Source organism: Fulvivirga sp., from assembly GCF_040220315.1.
Lineage (GTDB): Bacteria > Bacteroidota > Bacteroidia > Cytophagales > Cyclobacteriaceae > Fulvivirga.
This window is the reverse complement of sequence record NZ_JAVJUY010000346.1, coordinates 1-19,826: the sequence shown is the minus strand read 5'-3', so window position 1 is coordinate 19,826 and position 19,826 is coordinate 1. Positions and strand designations below refer to the sequence as shown.

Below are 19,826 nucleotides of genomic sequence, written 5' to 3'. Positions count from 1 at the left end.
ATTGGTAGTTATACCGCATCCACAAATGAAATGTTACATTTTTATTATAAGCGGTATTATTCTTCGAAAATCAGTATTAAATAATAACAAATAAATTATATTCACTCTAAATTAATTTCCATGGATAATTTCTCTGTATGGTGGGACACTCTCACAACGCTAGAAAGAATATACTGGGCAATAGCCATACCTTTTACCCTTTTTTTTCTTCTGCAACTAGCATTGACGTTTTTCGGGGGTGATATACCTGAAGATGCTGGTGCTGATGCTGATATTGAAGGTGATGACGGAATCGGCTTTCAATTCTTCACTTTAAAAAATATGGTGGCTTTTTTTACAATCTTTTCCTGGACTGGAATAGCTTGCCTTGACTCAGGGCTTTCTAATGGCCTATCAATAGCCATTTCATTGGTGTCGGGTATTGCCATGATGTTTTTAATGGGGGCCATTTTTTATTATTTAGGTAAAGCCAATGAAAGTGGTACGTTGCAAATGAAAAACGCCATTGGAATTGTTGGCGAGGTGTATATGGAAGTGAAAGCCAATAGAGGAAATATTGGGAAAGTACAGGTAAAAGTGCAGGGATCTCTTAGAACACTTGAGGCAATTACCGATGATGATATAGATTTAAAACCTGGCAAGGTCATTACTGTTCAAGATCTAGCGAATGATATTTTAATAATAACCACTAATAAAATAACACAATGAGTGTACTAGCCCTACCCATATTTGCTCTCGTAGCATTTTTTGTTTTCATTGTTATAGTTACTTTTTTTAGAAGGTATAAACGTTGTCCTTCAGACCGTATTCTGGTTGTTTATGGTAAAGTAGGCGGTGGTTCAGCCAAGTGTATTCACGGAGGTGCTGCGTTTATTTGGCCTGTTTTTCAAGATTATGAATTCCTTGACCTCACCCCTATTTCTATAGAGGTAATGCTTACTAATGCGCTTAGCAGACAAAACATTCGGGTGGATGTTCCTTCTCGTTTTACTGTAGGTATTTCTACTGAGCCAGGTGTTATGAATAACGCGGCTGAAAGGCTGTTAGGCTTAACACAGGAAAGTATTCAGGATTTAGCAAAAGATATCATCTTCGGCCAGTTAAGGTTAGTGGTTGCCACTATGGACATTGAAGAAATTAATAGTAATAGAGATAAATTTTTAGAAAATGTAGCATCCAACGTTGAGACCGAATTAAAGAAAATTGGCTTAAAACTGATTAACGTAAATGTAACAGATATCAAAGATGAATCCGGCTACATAGAAGCACTTGGAAAGGAAGCTGCGGCCAAAGCCATTAACGATGCAAAAAGATCAGTAGCTGAAAAAGATAGAGATGGTGCCATTGGTGCTGCCAATGCTGTACAAGAGCAAAGAGTAAAGGTTGCCGATGCTGATGCAAGTGCTGTAGAAGGAGAAAACCTGGCTAAGATTAAGGTAGCACAATCTGATGCAGCCAGAAGAGAAAAGGAAGCCGAATCTCAGAGATTGGCCATAGCAGCAGAAAAAGTACAATCAGCTAAAGCATTAGAAGAAGCCTACGCAGCTGAGCAAGAAGCTGAAAATGCAAGAGCAACCCGAGATAAGGCAGCACAAACAGCGGATATTGTGGTGCCTGCACAAATTGATAAAGAAAAAGTAGAAATAGCGGCCGAAGCACAAGCTGAACAAATTAGAAGGTTAGCAAAAGGTGAGGCCGATGCGATTCTATTTAAAAAACAAGCTGAAGCTCAAGGTTTATATGAAGTACTTACGAAGCAGGCACAAGGTTTAAAACAAATTGTAGACGCAGCAGGTGATAATGCTAAAGATGCCGTATTGTTACTTGTAGCAGATAAATTGCCTGAACTGGTTCGACTTCAAACAGAGGCTATTAAAAATATTAAGATCGATAAAATTACTGTCTGGGAAGGTGGCAACGGCCCTGAAAACAAAACTTCTACAGCTAATTTTATATCAGGACTTTACAAGTCCGTTCCTCCTTTACAGGAAATGTTTAACATGGCAGGTATGGAACTTCCTGAATATTTGAAAGGCAAGAGCCCCGAGGAGATTAAGCAGATGGTTGAGGATGTAAAGAAAGAAGCAAAGGAAAATCCATCTTCAAAAACATCGACTAAACAAAATAAACCATCAGATTCAGATCCTAAAGACTCGAATAAAGGGAAATAGAAAAGAGGATGTCTCAAAAGTCCTTGACTAAAAAAGAAAGCCAAATATAGTTTGGTATAAAAAAAGTTTAAGTGAGTTTGTCATTCTGGGTTCTTTTTAAATATTCTCTCATTACAAATTCTTTTGTGTAACGCTATTTCAGGACGAGACATTTGTAGAAAAAAAAGAGGCTGATCCTTTTGAGACAGCCCCTTTTTGATTTATTTAATTACGCGCTAGCAATTTACAAGACTCTACCATTCTTATAAACTCTGCTCTATACCCCTCATCATCTTTTCCTCTGGCTGATTTGGCTAAGTCTATGATATCCAAGTAATTCATGTCACCTTTAAAATCAGAGTCTCTCAATTGCATTCCAAACGCTGCTACGGCTGCTGACCATCTGAAATTATCCGAAGTATCATCCATCGATTTCTTGTCATCATTAATCGTTTTAACAATCAGTTTACTTACATCACCATCCGGCTTTTTGTATCTCAGCTTCACAGTCATTAGTTCAGACGAGTTTTTTGCACCTTCAGTAATTTGTGTTTTCTGGTATTTCAAATCATCCACCACAAACTGACTCTTAACTCCTACAGGAATAATCTCATAGAGTGCAGTAACGGTATGTCCCGCTCCCAATTCACCAGCATCCTTTTTGTCATTATTAAAATCTTCTGGTGCCAACAATCGGTTTTCATACCCTACCAATCTGTAAGCCTGAACCTTGGCTGGATTAAATTCTACTTGAATTTTCACATCCTTTGCAATGGTGAATAATGTTCCACCAAACTCATTTACTAATACTTTTTTGGCCTCCAAGATATTATCAATGTAAGCGTAATTTCCATTGCCTTTATCTGCAAGTATTTCCATTTTAGAATCTTTGTAATTGCCCATTCCAAAACCAAGAACTGTTAAGAAAACACCAGCATCTCTTTTCTCCTCAATCAACTCTTCCATGGCTTTGTCGCTTGATGCTCCTACATTGAAGTCTCCATCTGTAGCCAGTATAATTCTGTTATTTCCATCTTTAATAAAATTCTTTTGAGCAATCTTATAGGCCAACTCAATTCCGGCACCACCAGCAGTTGATCCTCCAGCATTCAATTGATCCATTGCGTCCAATATTTTTTCTTTTTCAGATGCACTCGTAGATGCAAGAACCTCACCCGCTGCTCCTGCATATACAACAATGGCTACTTTGTCTTCTGGTCTTAACTTATCTATCAACATTTTAAAGGCAGATTTTAAAAGAGGTAGCTTATTTTGAGCACTCATAGATCCTGAAACATCTAAAAGAAAAACCAGGTTGGATGGAGGCAAATTATCCATGCTGATGTCTTTTCCCTGTAGCCCTATGTGAACCAACTTATGATCTTTATTCCATGGCGAAGCAGCCAACTCAGTGTTTATAGCAAATGGGTCATTATTTGTTGGTTGTTTGTAGTCATAATCGAAGTAATTGATCATCTCTTCAATTCTAACTGCATCTTTTGGTGGCATCTGGCCCAAGTTCAAAAACCTTCTCACATTACTGTAAGATGCAGCATCCACATCAATTGAGAAGGTAGAAAGAGGATCGTTAAAAGGGTTTTTAAATCCGTTTTCTGAGATTTCTGTATACTCTTCAGTATTAGACTCCTGCTGTACTGGCTGGTGCTGGTTGTAATGGTATGTTGCACCAGACATAGAAATTTCTTCTGCATAATCTGCCGTTGGCGCAACTTTAGACAATCTTTCTCTACTTTTCTTTCCACTACCTACCACAACCTCTTGCAATTGTTGAGTATCAGCACTCATTCTAACATTAATAGTTGTTTTGTTACCCACTTTAATTTCCTCTGTAACAAGGCCAATAAAACTAAATACCAATACCGATTTGACATGTGGTACCTCAATCTTATAATCCCCATTAACATCAGTAACAGTGCTTAAACTCGTACCTTTAAGTAAAACATTAATTCCTGCTAATACGGAACCATCTTCTGCAGAAGTTACTTTCCCGTTTACTTTAATTTGACTGATAGCCTGAATGGAAAAAAGGCTTATCAACAGTACTACATAAATTAATTTCGTTTTCATGACTATCATATTTTTGTGAAACATTTCTATTGAGATGCAGCACTTTTGGATATTCCATAAATGGGAGTGAAAAAATTTTTAGTTTAGATTAAAATCGGGCTTATCAGCGAGCAGCAACTCATATCGAAATACAAAGAATCCGGTGATTTGAAATTACTTGGAGAGCTTTACAAACCATATATGCACTTGGTGTATGGCTTGTGTCTGAAGTATTTAAAAAACAGGGAAGAAAGCCAGGATGCTGTGATGCAGATATTTGAAAAGCTGGTGGATGCCGTGAAGAAGCATGATATACAAAACTTTAAAAGCTGGCTGTATGTACTTGCAAAGAATCATTGCCTGATGAAATTAAGATCCAGCAAAACGAATGTTGATATTGATAGCACTTCAATTATGGAATCTGACTATCAATTGCATCATAAGGATGAAGGCGATTTAGAAGATAACCTTGTAAAACTGGAAAAATGTATTGCTCAACTTCAAGATGATCAGAAATTGTGCGTGGAGTTATTCTTCTTAAAGAAAAAGCCTTATCAAACTATTGCTGAAAAAACCGGGTTTGAAATGAAGAAAATTAAAAGCTACATTCAGAACGGTAAGCGGAATTTGAAAATATGTATGGAAAATCAAAGTGAGTAAGTCAGAACACCATATTGATAAATTAACACCTGAGCTGATTGAAAAATATCATGGAGGGAAACTGTCGGAATCAGAAGCCTATCAGGTAGAGCGATTAATGCTCAATTCTGAGTTTGACAATGAAGCCATGGAAGGGTTCGAAAATTTTTCTGGTGATATTGAAAGTGATTTATATTCTCTAAACTCCCGATTGGAAAAACGAATTTCAGAAGAAAAGAATGACAATCAGTTTCTGTGGATAAAAATAGCTGCCTCCATTCTCATTCTTGCCTTAAGTAGTTACTTAATATGGGATTTAACTCAAAGCGAAAGTTTACAACCTCTAAATGTGGCTGAGCAAAAGAAAGAACTGCCTGAGAGGGAAGAAACGGCATCAACCCTGGAAGATACCACAGAAGAAAAACAAGAATCAGAGGAAGTTCCTTTTATTGCTCAAAATAAATCTGTAACACCATCTGAACCAGAAGTTAAGCCTAAACCAAAAACACAAGTTGAAAAAGAGATTCCTGTAAAAATTAAAGAATCTGCGGCTGGCAGTGGCACAAGTGCACTGAATACACTTGCTTATGAACCCACTGAAAAAAAAGATGACTTTGGGGCTGAAGCAGATGAAGAATACTTGGAAGAAGTAATAGTTGAAGAAATGAGTGCCGTTGAAACAGAACAGCTTTACGCAAAAGAAATTAGTCCCGAGTCCATCCAAAATGCTGATGTTAGTAGAAGACGTACCGCCAAAAAATCTAAGTTGGAAGCCCCTTCAACGAGTGTCGCAGGCGAGATATATTCATATTCAAATACAATTACTGGTAAAGTAATCTCGGCTGAAGATGGCTCGCCTCTGCCTGGAGTAAATGTAGTATTAAAAGGCACTACAATAGGAACAGTCACTGATATTGATGGCAATTATAGACTGGAAAATGTTACCTCTGATTCGTCCAATGTTCTATTATTTAGTTTCATTGGTCTTGAATCCAAAGAATTAGTACTGGGCTCAAAACCCAAATTAAACATAGAGATGAGCGCAGATACTCAGCAACTCAGTGAAGTAGTGGTTACTGCTGTTGGTGTTCAAAGAGAAAAGAAATCACTAGGATATGCTGTTTCTAAGACTGATGATCAAAACTCAAATGACATAGTAGTTATGCGCAGCAACACAGATAATTTAGAAGGGATTTACAAGTTTGCTCAGCCGGTTATTGGAATTAATGCTTATAAAAAATATCTGACTGAAAATATTAACTATCCAGATGATAAAGAAGTTGAAGCAGGTAAAGTGATTGTCACTTTTGATGTAAATGAAGACAGCACACTTTCAAACTATACAATTAAAACAGGCCTAACTGAATGGCATAATAATGAGGCGTTGCGTCTTGTGAAGGAAGGTCCCAATTGGAACCCTTCAACTAATGATGGCATGGCTGAATTAAGTAATGTAAGAGTAGTAGTGACATTCAGGCCAAAGTGATCGATGCTCGATCAAAAGTTCTTGATTGAAAAACCAATACCTTTTTCAAAGTTATTTTCAAAATCACCCTAAAGTCCCCTCTAGGGGACAGTGTCCTCCCTTGAGGGAGGTAAGGAGGGTGTTTTTTATTTAAACTTCGGATGATCCACACCCGGGAAGTTCTTCTCAAAGAAGTCTCCATACTCTCGTATGGTCTTCTTCATATCTTTTCTTAACCAAATAATACCTACCAGGTTAGGCAGTGTCATCAAAGCAATGGTTATTCCCGATAACGTCCAGATAATGGTTGTATCAGCAAAAGAGGCAAAGAAAAATGCGATCACGTATACAATTCTGTAATAGATGACTGACTTTGTTCCGAACAAGAAAGTCATTGCTCTATCGCCATAATACGACCAGCTGATGGCTGTGCTAAATGCAAAGAGTAACAAGCCAATGGAAACAATGTATTTGCCAGACTCTCCGAAGAATCCTCTTTCAAATGCTCTAGTTGTTAGTGGCGCTGAATGAACTAGAGATTTACCTTTAAATTTAATTGGTTTTTCTTCAACAACTTTACCTTGTTCAATTTTAACAGTACCCGTAAATACTTCATCCTGATCAAGCAACTCATCCTTGTAAACTTTGATATCATCAGCGAAAGATCGAGCATGTAAGAATGTAATATCATTATTAATAATTACACCGTTTTCAACAATCAATTCTCCATTGAATTGCTTTTCTGCTGAGTTTCCGTTCAGGTGATTATAGATTTTTTTAAGGTCCTCTTCATTCGACTCCCTATACTGATTGGTTAAAATTTCAATATCGATAAAGTCGAACTGATTTTCATGCTTTTCATTCCAAGCACCGGATGAAAGAAGCACCAAACCTGTAATTGTACATATTACAATAGTGTCAATAAATGGCTCTAAGATTGCTACCATACCTTCAGATAAAGGTTCGTTAGCCTTAGCAGAGGCGTGCGCTATCGGTGCAGAACCCTGACCAGCCTCATTAGAAAATAATCCTCTTCCAACACCTTTATTAAATGCAAATGCAAGGTTCGCTCCTATAAAACCTCCTGCAGCTGCCGATCCTGTAAATATATTAGCAAAGATTGAAATGAAAGAAGGTATGATATTGTCTAAATTGGCCAGAATAACCGCAAAGGCACCAATAAAATAGATGATTGCCATAGCCGGCACCAGCTTAGATGTTACTGCAGCAATTCTCTTAATTCCACCGATAATTACTAAGCCTAATAACACTGCTAAAACTGCCCCGGAAAGAATTTGATCAATACCAAATGTGGCTAATAATGAACTTGAAATGCTATTGATTTGTGGTAAGCTTCCCGTACCGAATGATGATAATACCGTTGCAAAGGCAAAAATAGCGGCCAACCATTTTAGGTTCACTGGCTTACCGTTAAGTAAAAATTTTGCATTCTTCATGTAATACATTGGTCCACCAGCCATGGTGCCATCGTCTAGTTTTTCTCTGTATTTATGTGATAGTGAAACCTCTACAAATTTGGTACACATACCTACTGCAGCCGTTACAAGCATCCAAAATAAAGCTGCCGGCCCACCAAGGTGCAAGGCCAAAGCAACACCTGCAATATTGCCAGTTCCCACCGTACCTGAAAGTGCTGTAGCTAATGCCTGAAAGTGTGAAGTGTCACCGGGTAAATCAGCTCTATCGAATTTACCTGAAACAATTCTAACAGCATGTTTAAAGAATCGTATTTGTGGAAAACCTAAATAAAGAGTGAAAAACAGGCCTGTACCTAATAAAGCATAAGGAAACCAAACAGCACTACCTATAAAACTATCAATAAGGACAAGAAAATCATTCAATGCTTGCATGAGCTACTATGTTTTAACCACAACCGGCAAAGCTAATAAATAAAAGACGCCAGCAAAAAAATGTTTTACAGACGGTGATTCTGTGTAGTTGTAAAATAAATCAATCCAGTTAATTAACTTTTTCTGTGAAAAAACGTTCTCCCATTTACTGCATATACTAAAATGAAAATCAAAGCTTTTACCCTTATTGGTTTTTTACTTGTACTTGCACCTTGCTCCGCACAGGTGAGGTCTACAATTACAGAAATAAGAGAAGAGTTATTTTACACTGATTTTGATCTGGATAAATGCAATGAATTTTATAAAAAATTAGCCGCATTCAAACAAGAGACTCCTAATATTGCTGCCTACGAAGCTTCTGCCATGGCGCTGGTGGCCAAGCACAGTTGGAACCCTATCACTAAAATCAGCTCAATTAGAGAAGCGATGAAGTTGATGTCCGATGCTGTGAACAAGGATCAGACTAATTTAGAAATACGCTTTTTAAGACTATACATTGAAAATTCTTTACCTGATTATCTCGGAATGAAAGATAATATTGAAGAAGACAAAAAAGCAATACTCAGTAATATTCAATGGTTGGATACTTCTGACCTGAATGCTGACATTGTAAAATATATTTTAAATTACATGTCTTCAGCTGTGACCTGTACAACCGAAGAAATAAAAATTATTCAGGCCAGATTACTTTAAACCACCTTTTTTCTAATCTGTTTAGCGTACGTTCTACTTACTGGAAAACTTTTCCCGTTTTGCATTTTCACTATTAGGCCACCATTAAAGTGCTTCTCAATTTCTTTCAGGCAATTCAAATTTATGATTGTACTTCTATGTATTCGAATAAAAACTTCAGGGTCTAACTTGCCCTCCAGTTTCCCAATTCCGGAAGAACTTAAAAACTGATCGCTTTTAGTGGTTAGTACAGTATAATCTCCAGAGGCCTCCAAATGCAATATATCCCTTACTTCAAGATTAAGTAGCTTCTCTGATTTTTGCACAAATAAATGGGTTGAATATTTATCTTCAGAGTTACCTAAAGAGCCTCTAATGCTGCTTATCAATTCCTCCACATTGCTATCATCTGCTTTAATTCGCTCGAAAGCTCTTTTAACTGCTAAATTAAATCGCTCCTCGTCTAAAGGCTTTAGCAAATAATCAATGGCATTTTTATCGAATGCTTTAATGGCGTATTGATCGTATGCAGTTGTAAATACTACATACGGCTTATGATCGATGGATTCAAGTACATCAAACCCATCCATGCCTGGCATTTGAACATCCATAAATATTAGTTGAGGTTTTAAAGCTTCAATCTTCTCTACCGCATCTTTTCCATTCGAGCATTGTGCCACTACTTCAATATTTGGGTGAGGCTCAAGAAATTCCATTAATAATTCACGTGCAAGTTTCTCATCGTCAACTATAATACAGTCAATTTTCATTTATATGTGTTGGTTTTAATGTTCTATTAATTCTGATTCTTGGTTGTCAGATTTGTATACATTTTCTATGGGAATAGTAAACTTTACGGTGTAACCATCTTTTCTGGGTTCGATTTTTAACCCAGCACTTCTTCCAAATATGCTTTTTAGTCTTCTGTCAGAATTTTTAAGTCCTACACCAGTAGATTTACCATCTAATACCTTGGAAGCATTTACTCCCAGCCCATTGTCACTTACCTCAAAATAAACACCATGTGCGATCTTTTTGATATGAACTCGTATAGTTCCGCCCTCATCTTTTGGAGCAATTCCATATTTCACTGAATTTTCTACTAATGGTTGTAAGATCATAGGCGGAACATCCATCCCTAAACAACGTCCGTCAATGTCTGTTTCGTATTGCAATCTATCTCCAAACCTTACTTGCTGTATCCGAATATAATTTTCAATAAAGTCTAATTCATCAGCCAATTTTACCATAACCCCTGAATGTGAATCCAATGCATACCTAAAAACATCAGAAAGCTGCGTAATTACTTTTCTGGCCTTTTCCTTACTTGAAGATATTAAGGTACTTATTGAATTAAGGGTATTAAATAAGAAGTGCGGGTTGATCTGAGATTTTAAAAGTGCCAGTTGCATTTCCTTATTCTTTAGTGCCAATTGACTTTTCTCTTGCTCTTTTCGCTGCACGTGCTCAAAATACCTGATAATGTAGAATACCGCCACTGTAATAATATACTGATCGTAAAAACGCATGGCGTCCCAGCTTAATAAATTGAGCATATAATCCTTCCAGTCATCGAAAAAAACAAGACCATCCAGATAAAAATCAAAGTAATAGGAGATATAGCTCATGGACATAAAAAAGACGAAAAGACCTGCTGTATGTCCTGTTATCTGAAAAACAACATTGCGTCTAAAGAGCCACTCGCAATAAAAAAAAATAAGGGCTATAAAAATGCATAAAGCTTCAAACATGTAGAGGCCGTTCCATAAAACGGAAGTATTATAGGGCCTGAAAACCTGCCACTCAATAAGCGAGCTCAGCAGATAATTCACAGCATACCAGCCGCATATAAACAAATAGGCAGTTTTATAAATTTTTGGTATGCGCTCGAATATACTCACTGTGTAATTTTATCTAATTTACGAATTGATACAGATAAATTAGAAACCGCCTAGTTGGATATACAGTTATACTCTTCAAAATGACTGTTTTATAGGTTAAAACTTGCATCAATGATATTAATGGGTTTATTACATCAAACTAATATTGGTAATCTGTCGTTTCGTTGTCATCTTTAACAGTTCGTCTTAAGTACCTCATTTATAGTAATATGCGGCTTTATACCTTACTTTTTTTCATGGTGATATCTTTGGGAGCCTATTCCCAAAAGACAATTACTATTTCTGGAAGGCTAATTGATGCAGATACTGAGGAACCAATCATTTTTGCTTCGATAGGTATTGATGGCAAATCTGTAGGTACCGTATCAAATACTGAAGGAAAGTTTGATTTTCATATTCCTTACATCTATAAAGATCATATGATGGTTATTAGAATGTTGGGCTATTCTAACATTCAAACAAAAATTTCAAACTACGCCAATAGCGATACGGTAACTTTTCGAATGAACAAAGCTTCCAAGGTTTTAGAGGAAATTGTGATTCGGGATTCCCTTACTGGTGGCGATATTGTTTCAGCAGCCATTTCAAAAATAGATAAGAACTTCCCCGATGAGCCATTTTTGATGGATGGCTTCTACAGAGACCTTAAAAAAGTGGGTGGTAAATACTTTTCACTTTTAGAGGCAGCAGTTAAAATTTATGATGAGGATTATAAAGCGCCTAATAATAAAAACCGTTTACATGAACGTGTGGCCTTAATGGAGGTAAGAAAAAGCCTAGGTTACAGTAATAAGTTCACGCGTTACTTTGAGCAGTATAATTTACTGGAAGATTTGCTCCTACACAATAACATCAGGTATCGTCAATTTCCTGAACAGGAAGTATTCTACAACAGCTTTAAGCGAGGTAAAACCACCATGTATAATGGCAAACAAGTACATGTGGCTATTGGTAATTTTCTTGTGCCAGATAACGCAGGAACGATGTTCATTAAACTTTTTGTGGAAGTGGAGTCGTACAGTATTGTTCGGATGGAATATGAAAGGAGGTTTAACAATGAGGTGCTTCGAAAGAAAGGTGATTTGGTAAGTAAATATGTATCCGATGTTAAAACCATTGATTTTAAGGAATACCTGGGAAAAATGTATTTGAACTTAATTACACTTAGATCGCGAATCAATTGGCATGATGAAGAGACGGATCAGCTTAAGTTTGAGACCGAATTACAGCAAGAATTACTCATCAATAATATTGAAACTAATCCTGATGAGCGAATTGGTAGAACAGAACGAATGCGAAGGTATGGCCTGCAGTATCAGGATGAAAGTTACAATAAAGAGTTTTGGGAGAATTACAACGTTATTAAAGATACACCTCTGGATGAAGAAATTGTTTCAGATTTAGAAGAACTTGGCACTCTGGAAGAGCAATTCGAATATTAACCTTTAATGAGGTGACTCATCGTCAAAAATGTTCAACTGTCGAGGGCTGTTAGCGAAATAAAGTTGTAAGCCTTTACTTAGTAGTCATAAAGCCAACTATAGACACGAAATAACCCGAGAGCCCAGGTGCTTTTGGGTTATTTTGCTTATAGGGTAATATTTAATTTGTTGGCCTCCTGCAAAAGATCATTCTTATCAATGGGCACTACGCCAATATGCTCACATACAAGTCCACCACCTAAGTTAGAAAGAGCCGCAATTACATGAGGAGAAAGATTAAGCGCAACACAAAGCGCTGCAATACTTATAACCGTATCTCCGGCACCCGAAACATCTGAAATTTCTCTCAAATGTGCTGGTACATGATGTTTTTCATTTTTAAAGTTAATGTAAACGCCTTTTTCAGATAAGGTGATGAGTGAGCCTTTACTTTGTAGCTTCTCCATTAGCAGTTCTACGGCCTTTTCCACTTCCGGCTTATCCCCTTTTTCGAATTCCAACTTCAGACCTTCTTTCAGTTCCTTCAAGTTAGGTTTGAAAAGGGTAGTGTGTTTGTAATTCAAGAAATTGCGCTTTTTAGGATCTACCACAGTAGGTATACCATTTTTCTCGGCTAACTCAACGGATTTTTTGATAAGGTTTTTAGTGATTACCCCTTTATCATAATCCTCGAAAATAACCACTTGGCAGGTAGGTAAAAGCGCTGCAATCTTTTTCCAAACATTTGCTTCTTCTTCTTTAGAAAGCAGTTTATCTGTTTCTTCATCCACCCTAACTATATGCTGGTGACTGCTTAAAACCCTGGTCTTTACAGTAGTTGGCCGTTCAGCAGATTCTACAATGCCTTCTTTCGATATTTTGTTAAACTCCAATCGGTCGAATACTTTTTGTGCGCCTTCGTCCTTACCTATTACTGCACAAAGAATTGGATCTGCCCCGAGAGCCTGAACATTGAGTGCCACATTGGCTGCCCCTCCTAAACGGTAATCCCTTTTTGTAGCTCTTACAATGGGTACCGGAGCCTCGGGAGAAATTCGTTCCACAGCTCCCCAGATGTAGGCATCTACCATAACATCACCAATGATTAGAACCCTTAGCTTATTAAATTCTTTAAAAACCTGATTGAAGTTGGAATAAGACATTAAGACAATTTACTTAAAGCTGTTTTAATTCTTTTAAGTGCCTCCACTAAATCTTCCCTTGATGCTGCATACGATAATCTAACGCAGTTCGCATCACCAAAGGCCTCACCTGTAACTAATGAAACGTGTGCCTCTTCTAAAATGTAGATGCACAAATCACTGGCATTTTCTATTTTTCTGTTTCCTGAACTCTTTCCGAAGTAGCTGCTCATATCAGGAAAAAAATAAAATGCGCCTTGAGGCACATTCGTTTTCACTCCCGGTATTTCATCCAGCAAGCCTTTGACCAATTCTCTTCGCTCCAGATACTCCTTGGCCATTTCTTTGGTAGGAGTAGCATCTCCTGTTAGCGCGGTAAGAGCGGCACGCTGTGCTATTGAGCAGTTAGCAGAAGTAATTTGGCCCTGCATTTTAGTGCAGCCTTTGGCAATCCACTCTGGTGCGCCAATATAACCTACCCTCCAGCCAGTCATGGCAAACCCTTTAGCAAACCCATTAACAGTAACAGTACGCTCAAACATACCTGGCAATGAAGCTAAACTCACATGCTCATCTGTGTAATTTATATGTTCATAAATTTCATCAGCAATAGCGATGATATCATGTTTCTTTACCACCTCTGCAATGGCCTCTAACTCAGCTTTTGTAAATACTGAACCCGTTGGATTGCATGGTGATGAAAATATCAATGCTTTTGTTTTAGGCGTAATCGCCTCTTCCAACTGCTTGGCAGTCGCTTTAAAATCTGTAGAAATATCTCCGCTGATAAATACTGATGTACCCTCTGTTAATTCAACTATGGCCGAATAACTTACCCAATAAGGAGAGAAAATAATCACCTCATCACCCGGATTAATTAATGAATACATAACGTTTGCAATGGATTGCTTGGCTCCATTAGAAACCACAATGTTTTCGGCCTTGTAAGGGATATTATTTTCTTTATTTAATTTATCTGCAATGGCTACTCTTAAATCCTGATAACCAGCAACAGGCGGATATGCAAAATACTTACCTGAATCTATCGCTTCTTTCGCACCATCCTGAATATACTGCGGTGTTTTAAAATCCGGCTCGCCCAAACTTAAACTTATAACATCTACACCTTGAGATTTAAGCTCTCTGGCTTTTGCAGCCATGGCAAGTGTAGCAGACTCTTCCAGATTACTAATTCTATTCGACAGATTCATATATTAGGTTCTTAAAAATTGAAATTCGGCCAAAAATATGCAGAATGGCATTTAGTTGCTAAGGAATGAATCACAATAATTGATTTCTACTCCTGATTATAAGTTGTACGGCTTGTAATTGAGCGACCAAGAGTAATCTCATCGGCATATTCCAATTCACCGCCAATGGGAATTCCTCTGGCTATAGTGCTAATTTTAATATTAAAATCCTTAAGCTGTTTTGTCAAATAAAATGCCGTTGTATCGCCTTCCATTGTGGGGCTTAAAGCAAATATTATCTCCGATACAATTCCTTTGGAAGATTTTATACGCTCAATCAATTGTTCAATATTTAATTCATCCGGCCCTACACCTTCGATAGGAGAAATTACACCACCTAATACATGATAAAGTCCGTTATACTGCGATGTATTTTCAATGGCCAACACATCCCTGGTGTCTTCCACAACACATATTGTTGACTCCTCTCTTCTGTGAGAGGCACAAATGCCGCACACATCTGAGTCAGCGATATTCATACATGTTTTGCAATATTTAATTTGCTTCCTTAGCTCAACGATTGATTGACCTAACGCCTCTGAAGTGCTAACCGGCTCTTTTAATAAATGAAGTGCTAACCGAAGTGCTGTTTTTTTTCCTATTCCCGGAAGTCTGGATATTTCTTCAACTGCTCGTTCTATCAACTTAGATGGGTATTCCATAGATGCAAAGATAGCTAACCCATGCAATAATTAATGCGCTATTTGTAGTTGACTCTGTGTAGCACAAGCCCCGAAGCTGGTGCTTTCATTTCAAACTTTATAGATGATCCGGGTTTTAAAGCCTCTGCAATTGAGCCTTGGTCCAGATTACCTTTACCCACCTCAAAAAGTACTCCCATCATTAATCGAACCTGATACCGCATAAATCCAGAAGATGTGATCTTAAATACATAAAAACCACCGGCTTCATCGAATTGAATTTCGCTTGACTGTATTGTCCGGATTTTATCTGCCTCTTCGAATGGGTAACAAAAACCAGAAAAGTTGTGCTCTCCTAAAAATAAAGTGGCAGCTGATCTCATCAGATCAATAGCTAATTTCTGATGAACAAAAGTAATTAAGTGCGCATCAAACGGATTCTTGGAAGTATCAAACGTGAATTGATAGTGATACTCCTTTGAAGCCACATCCTTAATCACATTGAATTTGCTATCAACTTTCTCAAGGCTAAGGGCATTAATATCAGCCGGAAGGTTCCTATTTAATTCTGCTAAAAAGTACTCCGGCAATTCCTGATAAGTAAAAAGTTCCATAGGAAAATCCCTGGCCGAAACCATGGCATCGGTTCTACTAGCACCCAAGGTTTTAAATTTTACCTCTTCGCCAAGCACAAATCGAGTAGTTCTTGCTATCATGCCCTGAACCGTTTTCAGCCCAGGTTGCTTTTGCCAGCCATGATACCGAAAGCCTAAAAATTGAAATCTTAGCAGATAAAAATGCTTGCTTTGAAAAGGATCCAATGTGAGGTAATGATGAGAAGTATAGTTTAGTGAACTCTGGCATCAATGCCTTTCTCACAAATAGCTTCTTGTTTTGGTTTTAATTCTTTGAACGATCCTGTTTTTACAATACACTTTCCTTTGTAATGGATGATCCATGCGCATTGCTCTGCCTGCTCCACCGTATGCTGGCATACCTTTACCAATGTGTTAATCACATGGTCGAAAGTGTTGACATCATCATTATAAACAACAAGGCTTTTGTTGTCGACAATTTCTACTTCCTCTAAAACCTCTACTTCTTCTTCGTAATTATATCCGAAATCCATGTAGTTTCATTTAGTTTGTCAAAGGTAGAAAAAATATGCATTTTAAACGAAAATCTCAATTATGAGCCCGCAACTGGTATTGTCTGTTGTCTTTGGTTATTTCCTAATATTAATTCTCATCTCATTCCTAACTTCGAAGAAAGCAGATTCAAGCACTTTTTTTACGGCAAACAGGCAATCCCCTTGGTATTTGGTTGCTTTTGGCATGATTGGGGCTTCACTTTCCGGAGTCACTTTTATTTCTGTACCGGGCTGGGTGGGCACCACTCAATTTTCATACATGCAAATGGTATTTGGCTATTTGGCCGGTTATGCTGTCATTGGCTTAATTCTGATGCCCCTCTATTATCGGTTAAACCTTATTTCAATCTACCAATACCTTGAGCAGCGCTTTGGTTTTTGGTCGTACAAAACAGGAGCGGCCTACTTTCTTTTAAGCAGAGTAATTGGTGCCTCGTTCAGGCTATTTTTAGTAGCTGGTGTTTTGCAACTTACGCTGTTCGATGCCTGGAATGTATCTTTTGAAATTACAGTGGCCATTACCATAATGCTCATATGGCTTTATACTTTCAGAGGTGGTATCAACACAATTGTATGGACAGATTCACTGCAAACACTATTTATGTTAAGTGCTGTAGGAGCGGTTATCATTAGTATTTCCAATGATTTGAATTTCACTTTTGGCGAGATGGTTACTGCCGTACAAGAGAGCCAATACTCTAAAACTTTCTTTTGGGATTGGCAATTAGGCAGCCACTTTGTGAAGCAATTTCTATCAGGGGCTTTCATAGCCATTGTTATGACTGGATTGGATCAGGATATGATGCAAAAGAACCTAACCTGTAAGAATATTGGCGAAGCACAGAAAAATATGTTCTGGTTTTCAGTGATATTGGTGTTCGCGAACCTTCTCTTTTTGTGCCTGGGGGCATTACTCTATATCTATTCAAATGCCAATGGAATCGAGATTCCTGCTAAGACTGATGACCTCTTTCCTATGCTTGCCACGCAACATTTTAGCACCTTTATTGGTATCGTATTTTTGTTAGGAATTATTGCGGCTGCTTATTCCAGTGCTGATTCAGCATTAACATCTTTAACAACCTCCTTTTGTATCGACTTTTTAAACTTTTCGGATGAGCAAAGTTTAAGTGTTCAAGATACACAAAAGAGAACGCGACTATTCGTTCATCTTGGATTTTCAGTTTTACTTTTTGTAGTAATACTAATATTCAAAAATTTGAATAACGAGGCTGTAATTAGCTCCGTATTTAAGGCTGCTGGATATACTTATGGGCCTTTACTGGGGATATATGCATTTGGATTATTTACAAAATTGCAAGTGCGTGATTATCTGGTACCGGTAATTTGCGTTGCTTCACCTATCTTATCCTATTTACTGAATATCTACTCCGCACAACTGCTTTGGGGCTATCAATTTGGGTTTGAAATACTTTTGATAAATGGCTTACTCACTTTTGTTGGTTTACTTCTTATAACGAAAAAGGTCGCTCACGTTTGAGCGACCTCTCGATCGTGCTGTACACATTAAAACCAACTAAAACATACAGCAACTTAAATCAACCAAAAATCATGTACCTATTCTATTACAATGGGTATGCCAATGGCACATATACTCTTAAAACGGCTTTAAACGAAGATTACATTTAATTTTTATCCCATAATGGGAATTTATTTCCCGTATTGAACGCCCTCTTCGGTATCTTTGGAAACAGAAATGTCTTTTTTATAGTCTCCCTTTTTAATTTCAACTGTATAATCTCCAGATTTTACATCGTAAAAATCAATAACGAGTCTTTTTCTTTCCAACACTTCAGTTGTTACAATATCACCATTGGAATAGGATAAGATGATAGTGGCGCCTACCAGCTCTTTGTCTACTTTAAATTTCAAAATATTTTTATATTCTGTATCAACTATTTTAATAGTATGCTCAGGCTTGTTGGCATAAGCAGATAAGCTAAATACAACGGCTGTTATTAAAAGTGATAAAGTTTTCATAAGTACTAAATTTTAATTTAATCAAGAATTTGCAACATGCATGCCAAGTGGTATATCGCCTAAAAATAGTATTAATGGGTATTATTGGTTCAAACGAGTCTCTGAAAAGGAAAGATTATCCTTATTTGGGAATGTAAGATTTACAGCAGTTCTCGCGAAGGATCCCAGAAATATTCACTAAACGCCACTATTCTGTCGTCTTTTACTTTAATCCCTTCTTGTGATAACCGTTCTTCCATACTAGTTGGCGTTTCAAAATGATTTTTGCCAGTAAGCATTCCTATTCTGTTAACCACGCGGTGCGCTGGAACATCTGCCAATCCATGTGCGGCATTCATCGCCCAACCTACCATTCTTGCACTGCCTTTACTGCCCAAATAATTTGCGATGGCTCCATAGGAGGTTACCCTACCCTTGGGTATCAATTTTACTACCTCATAGACATTTTCAAAAAATGAGTGGTGTTTATTGGTCATTTGTCAAATATAATTTGATCATTTTAATCAACACCATTGATAGAAGAAGTTTCAACTTAAAAACTATTGGTTACACTTAACCGATAATTCGGCACTTAATCTTAATATAGTGATTACCAATCCATTATAAGTTGTTAAAACAATATGACCTGCCTATTTTAGCGGCTTCTTAAAATAACCAAAAAGTAATGTTTAATAACAACGACAAGCAGGCCACAGCAGAAGCAATGAATTCCAATAACATTATTGGCAAAGGGACAACATTTACGGGAAATATAGAGACTTATGGTAACATAAGAATAGAAGGTAAGGTAGTGGGTGATATTATTTCCAAATCAAAAGTAGCTGTTGGGCCTTCTGCAGTTATTGAAGGGAAATTATTAGCTCAAATCGCAGAAATAGAAGGAGAAATTAAGGGAAAGCTGGAAGTTACAGATCACTTAATACTTAAACCTACCAGTAAAATTGAAGGTGATATTATTGCCAATAAACTCACCGTTGAATCTGGTGCAAGGTTTGATGGACAATGCAAAATGGGTGAGAAGAATCTTAAAATTGAGCTAAAAAATGATTCTCAAGAAGTGAAAAAGCTTCGAAGCGCAGTTTAAACCAAAACCTATATCATATATAGTGGAGGCCAATCAATTGATTGGCTTTTTATTTTTCTTCTGCCAAAGTATTAATAGCAAGGAGAAACTCCTTTTTAAATTCTTCATAATACTGATCAGTGGCAGGACCATTAAAATAATCGAATTGATAGCGAATAAAACCGTACTTATCGATGAGCACCAATGTCGGAAACGCATTGATCTTTTCAAGGTATGGCAAAGCCAAGGCAGCTTGTCCTTTACTTAATTCACCTCCTAATTTGATCTCATAAGGAATTTGCATATCTCTTTTATAGGACTCAATTCTTTGTAGTCCATACTCGGTAGAAAAATTAGGCTCGTAGGTAACAGCTAGTACCTCAACATTTTGAG

General features: G+C 37.3%; 19 protein-coding genes and 1 pseudogene. 8 read left to right on the top strand and 12 right to left on the bottom strand.

Annotation, left to right across the window (positions count from 1 at the left end; translation table 11 throughout):
• The first annotated feature begins 120 nt into the window (after nucleotides 1-120).
• Together RLO81_RS17535 and RLO81_RS17530 are read left to right on the top strand one after the other, a co-directional pair.
• Entirely contained in the window at nucleotides 121-708 is a 588-nt protein-coding gene (locus RLO81_RS17535) for a hypothetical protein (RefSeq protein ID WP_350114714.1), read from the top strand.
• The gene (locus RLO81_RS17530; protein WP_350114711.1) at nucleotides 705-2,171 is read left to right on the top strand and encodes a flotillin family protein; all 1,467 of its coding nucleotides are present in this window, start codon (nucleotides 705-707) and stop codon (nucleotides 2,169-2,171) included. Before RLO81_RS17535 ends, RLO81_RS17530 begins: the two co-directional genes overlap by 4 nt.
• Nucleotides 2,172-2,375: 204 nt before the next feature.
• On the opposite strand, the gene RLO81_RS17525 is transcribed toward RLO81_RS17530, so the two are convergent.
• Nucleotides 2,376-4,238, bottom strand: coding sequence for a vWA domain-containing protein (locus tag RLO81_RS17525; RefSeq protein ID WP_350114708.1), 1,863 nt, complete (start codon nucleotides 4,236-4,238; stop codon nucleotides 2,376-2,378).
• Nucleotides 4,239-4,385: 147 nt separating this feature from the next.
• Here RLO81_RS17525 and RLO81_RS17520 point away from each other — a divergent pair, with 147 nt between their 5' ends.
• Both RLO81_RS17520 and RLO81_RS17515 read left to right on the top strand, forming a co-directional pair.
• Complete coding sequence (locus RLO81_RS17520) at nucleotides 4,386-4,877, top strand: RNA polymerase sigma factor (protein WP_350114705.1); 492 nt, start codon at nucleotides 4,386-4,388, stop codon at nucleotides 4,875-4,877.
• A complete protein-coding gene (locus RLO81_RS17515) occupies nucleotides 4,870-6,342 on the top strand; it encodes a carboxypeptidase-like regulatory domain-containing protein (protein WP_350114702.1) in 1,473 nt (490 codons plus the stop codon). Before RLO81_RS17520 ends, RLO81_RS17515 begins: the two co-directional genes overlap by 8 nt.
• A gap of 125 nt (nucleotides 6,343-6,467) precedes the next feature.
• On the opposite strand, the gene RLO81_RS17510 is transcribed toward RLO81_RS17515, so the two are convergent.
• Complete coding sequence (locus RLO81_RS17510) at nucleotides 6,468-8,192, bottom strand: amino acid carrier protein (protein ID WP_350114699.1); 1,725 nt, start codon at nucleotides 8,190-8,192, stop codon at nucleotides 6,468-6,470.
• A 162-nt stretch (nucleotides 8,193-8,354) separates the two neighbouring features.
• Between RLO81_RS17510 and RLO81_RS17505 the strand changes: the two genes are divergently transcribed.
• Complete coding sequence (locus RLO81_RS17505; protein ID WP_350114696.1) at nucleotides 8,355-8,885, top strand: hypothetical protein; 531 nt, start codon at nucleotides 8,355-8,357, stop codon at nucleotides 8,883-8,885.
• On the opposite strand, the gene RLO81_RS17500 is transcribed toward RLO81_RS17505, so the two are convergent.
• Nucleotides 8,882-9,634 carry a LytR/AlgR family response regulator transcription factor gene (locus RLO81_RS17500; protein WP_350114693.1) on the bottom strand — a complete coding sequence of 251 codons (753 nt, stop codon included), beginning with the start codon at nucleotides 9,632-9,634 and terminating at the stop codon, nucleotides 8,882-8,884. The genes RLO81_RS17505 and RLO81_RS17500 overlap by 4 nt on opposite strands.
• A 15-nt stretch (nucleotides 9,635-9,649) precedes the next feature.
• A complete protein-coding gene (locus RLO81_RS17495) occupies nucleotides 9,650-10,765 on the bottom strand; it encodes a sensor histidine kinase (protein ID WP_350114690.1) in 1,116 nt (371 codons plus the stop codon).
• 236 nt (nucleotides 10,766-11,001) lie between these two features.
• On the opposite strand from RLO81_RS17495, the gene RLO81_RS17490 reads away from it, so the two are divergent.
• Complete coding sequence (locus RLO81_RS17490; protein WP_350114687.1) at nucleotides 11,002-12,207, top strand: carboxypeptidase-like regulatory domain-containing protein; 1,206 nt, start codon at nucleotides 11,002-11,004, stop codon at nucleotides 12,205-12,207.
• 146 nt (nucleotides 12,208-12,353) lie between these two features.
• On the opposite strand, the gene RLO81_RS17485 is transcribed toward RLO81_RS17490, so the two are convergent.
• The 5 genes from RLO81_RS17485 to RLO81_RS17465 all read right to left on the bottom strand — a co-directional run bounded on the left by RLO81_RS17485 (nucleotide 12,354) and on the right by RLO81_RS17465 (nucleotide 16,348).
• The gene (locus RLO81_RS17485; RefSeq protein ID WP_350114685.1) at nucleotides 12,354-13,349 is read right to left on the bottom strand and encodes a bifunctional heptose 7-phosphate kinase/heptose 1-phosphate adenyltransferase; all 996 of its coding nucleotides are present in this window, start codon (nucleotides 13,347-13,349) and stop codon (nucleotides 12,354-12,356) included.
• Nucleotides 13,349-14,539, bottom strand: coding sequence for a pyridoxal phosphate-dependent aminotransferase (locus RLO81_RS17480; RefSeq protein WP_350114682.1), 1,191 nt, complete (start codon nucleotides 14,537-14,539; stop codon nucleotides 13,349-13,351). Before RLO81_RS17480 ends, RLO81_RS17485 begins: the two co-directional genes overlap by 1 nt.
• 86 nt (nucleotides 14,540-14,625) lie before the next feature.
• On the bottom strand, nucleotides 14,626-15,240 hold the full coding sequence (gene recR, locus RLO81_RS17475) for a recombination mediator RecR (RefSeq protein WP_350114679.1): 615 nt from the start codon (nucleotides 15,238-15,240) through the stop codon (nucleotides 14,626-14,628).
• 38 nt (nucleotides 15,241-15,278) lie between these two features.
• A complete protein-coding gene (locus RLO81_RS17470; protein WP_350114676.1) occupies nucleotides 15,279-15,935 on the bottom strand; it encodes a tRNA pseudouridine synthase A in 657 nt (218 codons plus the stop codon).
• Between the two features lie 131 nt (nucleotides 15,936-16,066).
• A complete protein-coding gene (locus RLO81_RS17465; RefSeq protein WP_350114674.1) occupies nucleotides 16,067-16,348 on the bottom strand; it encodes an ATP-dependent Clp protease adaptor ClpS in 282 nt (93 codons plus the stop codon).
• 61 nt (nucleotides 16,349-16,409) lie between these two features.
• Between RLO81_RS17465 and RLO81_RS17460 the strand changes: the two genes are divergently transcribed.
• A complete protein-coding gene (locus RLO81_RS17460) occupies nucleotides 16,410-17,870 on the top strand; it encodes a sodium:solute symporter (protein ID WP_350114671.1) in 1,461 nt (486 codons plus the stop codon).
• Between the two features lie 170 nt (nucleotides 17,871-18,040).
• On the opposite strand, the gene RLO81_RS17455 is transcribed toward RLO81_RS17460, so the two are convergent.
• The gene (locus RLO81_RS17455) at nucleotides 18,041-18,370 is read right to left on the bottom strand and encodes a hypothetical protein (protein ID WP_350114669.1); all 330 of its coding nucleotides are present in this window, start codon (nucleotides 18,368-18,370) and stop codon (nucleotides 18,041-18,043) included.
• A 140-nt stretch (nucleotides 18,371-18,510) separates the two neighbouring features.
• Nucleotides 18,511-18,846, bottom strand: a complete 336-nt coding sequence (locus RLO81_RS17450) for an MGMT family protein (RefSeq protein ID WP_350114666.1) — start codon at nucleotides 18,844-18,846, stop codon at nucleotides 18,511-18,513.
• Between the two features lie 188 nt (nucleotides 18,847-19,034).
• Between RLO81_RS17450 and RLO81_RS17445 the strand changes: the two genes are divergently transcribed.
• On the top strand, nucleotides 19,035-19,454 hold the full coding sequence (locus tag RLO81_RS17445; protein WP_350114663.1) for a bactofilin family protein: 420 nt from the start codon (nucleotides 19,035-19,037) through the stop codon (nucleotides 19,452-19,454).
• A gap of 49 nt (nucleotides 19,455-19,503) precedes the next feature.
• Here RLO81_RS17445 and RLO81_RS17440 read toward each other — a convergent pair.
• Nucleotides 19,504-19,826, bottom strand: a pseudogene (locus tag RLO81_RS17440) (hypothetical protein); the annotation flags it as partial.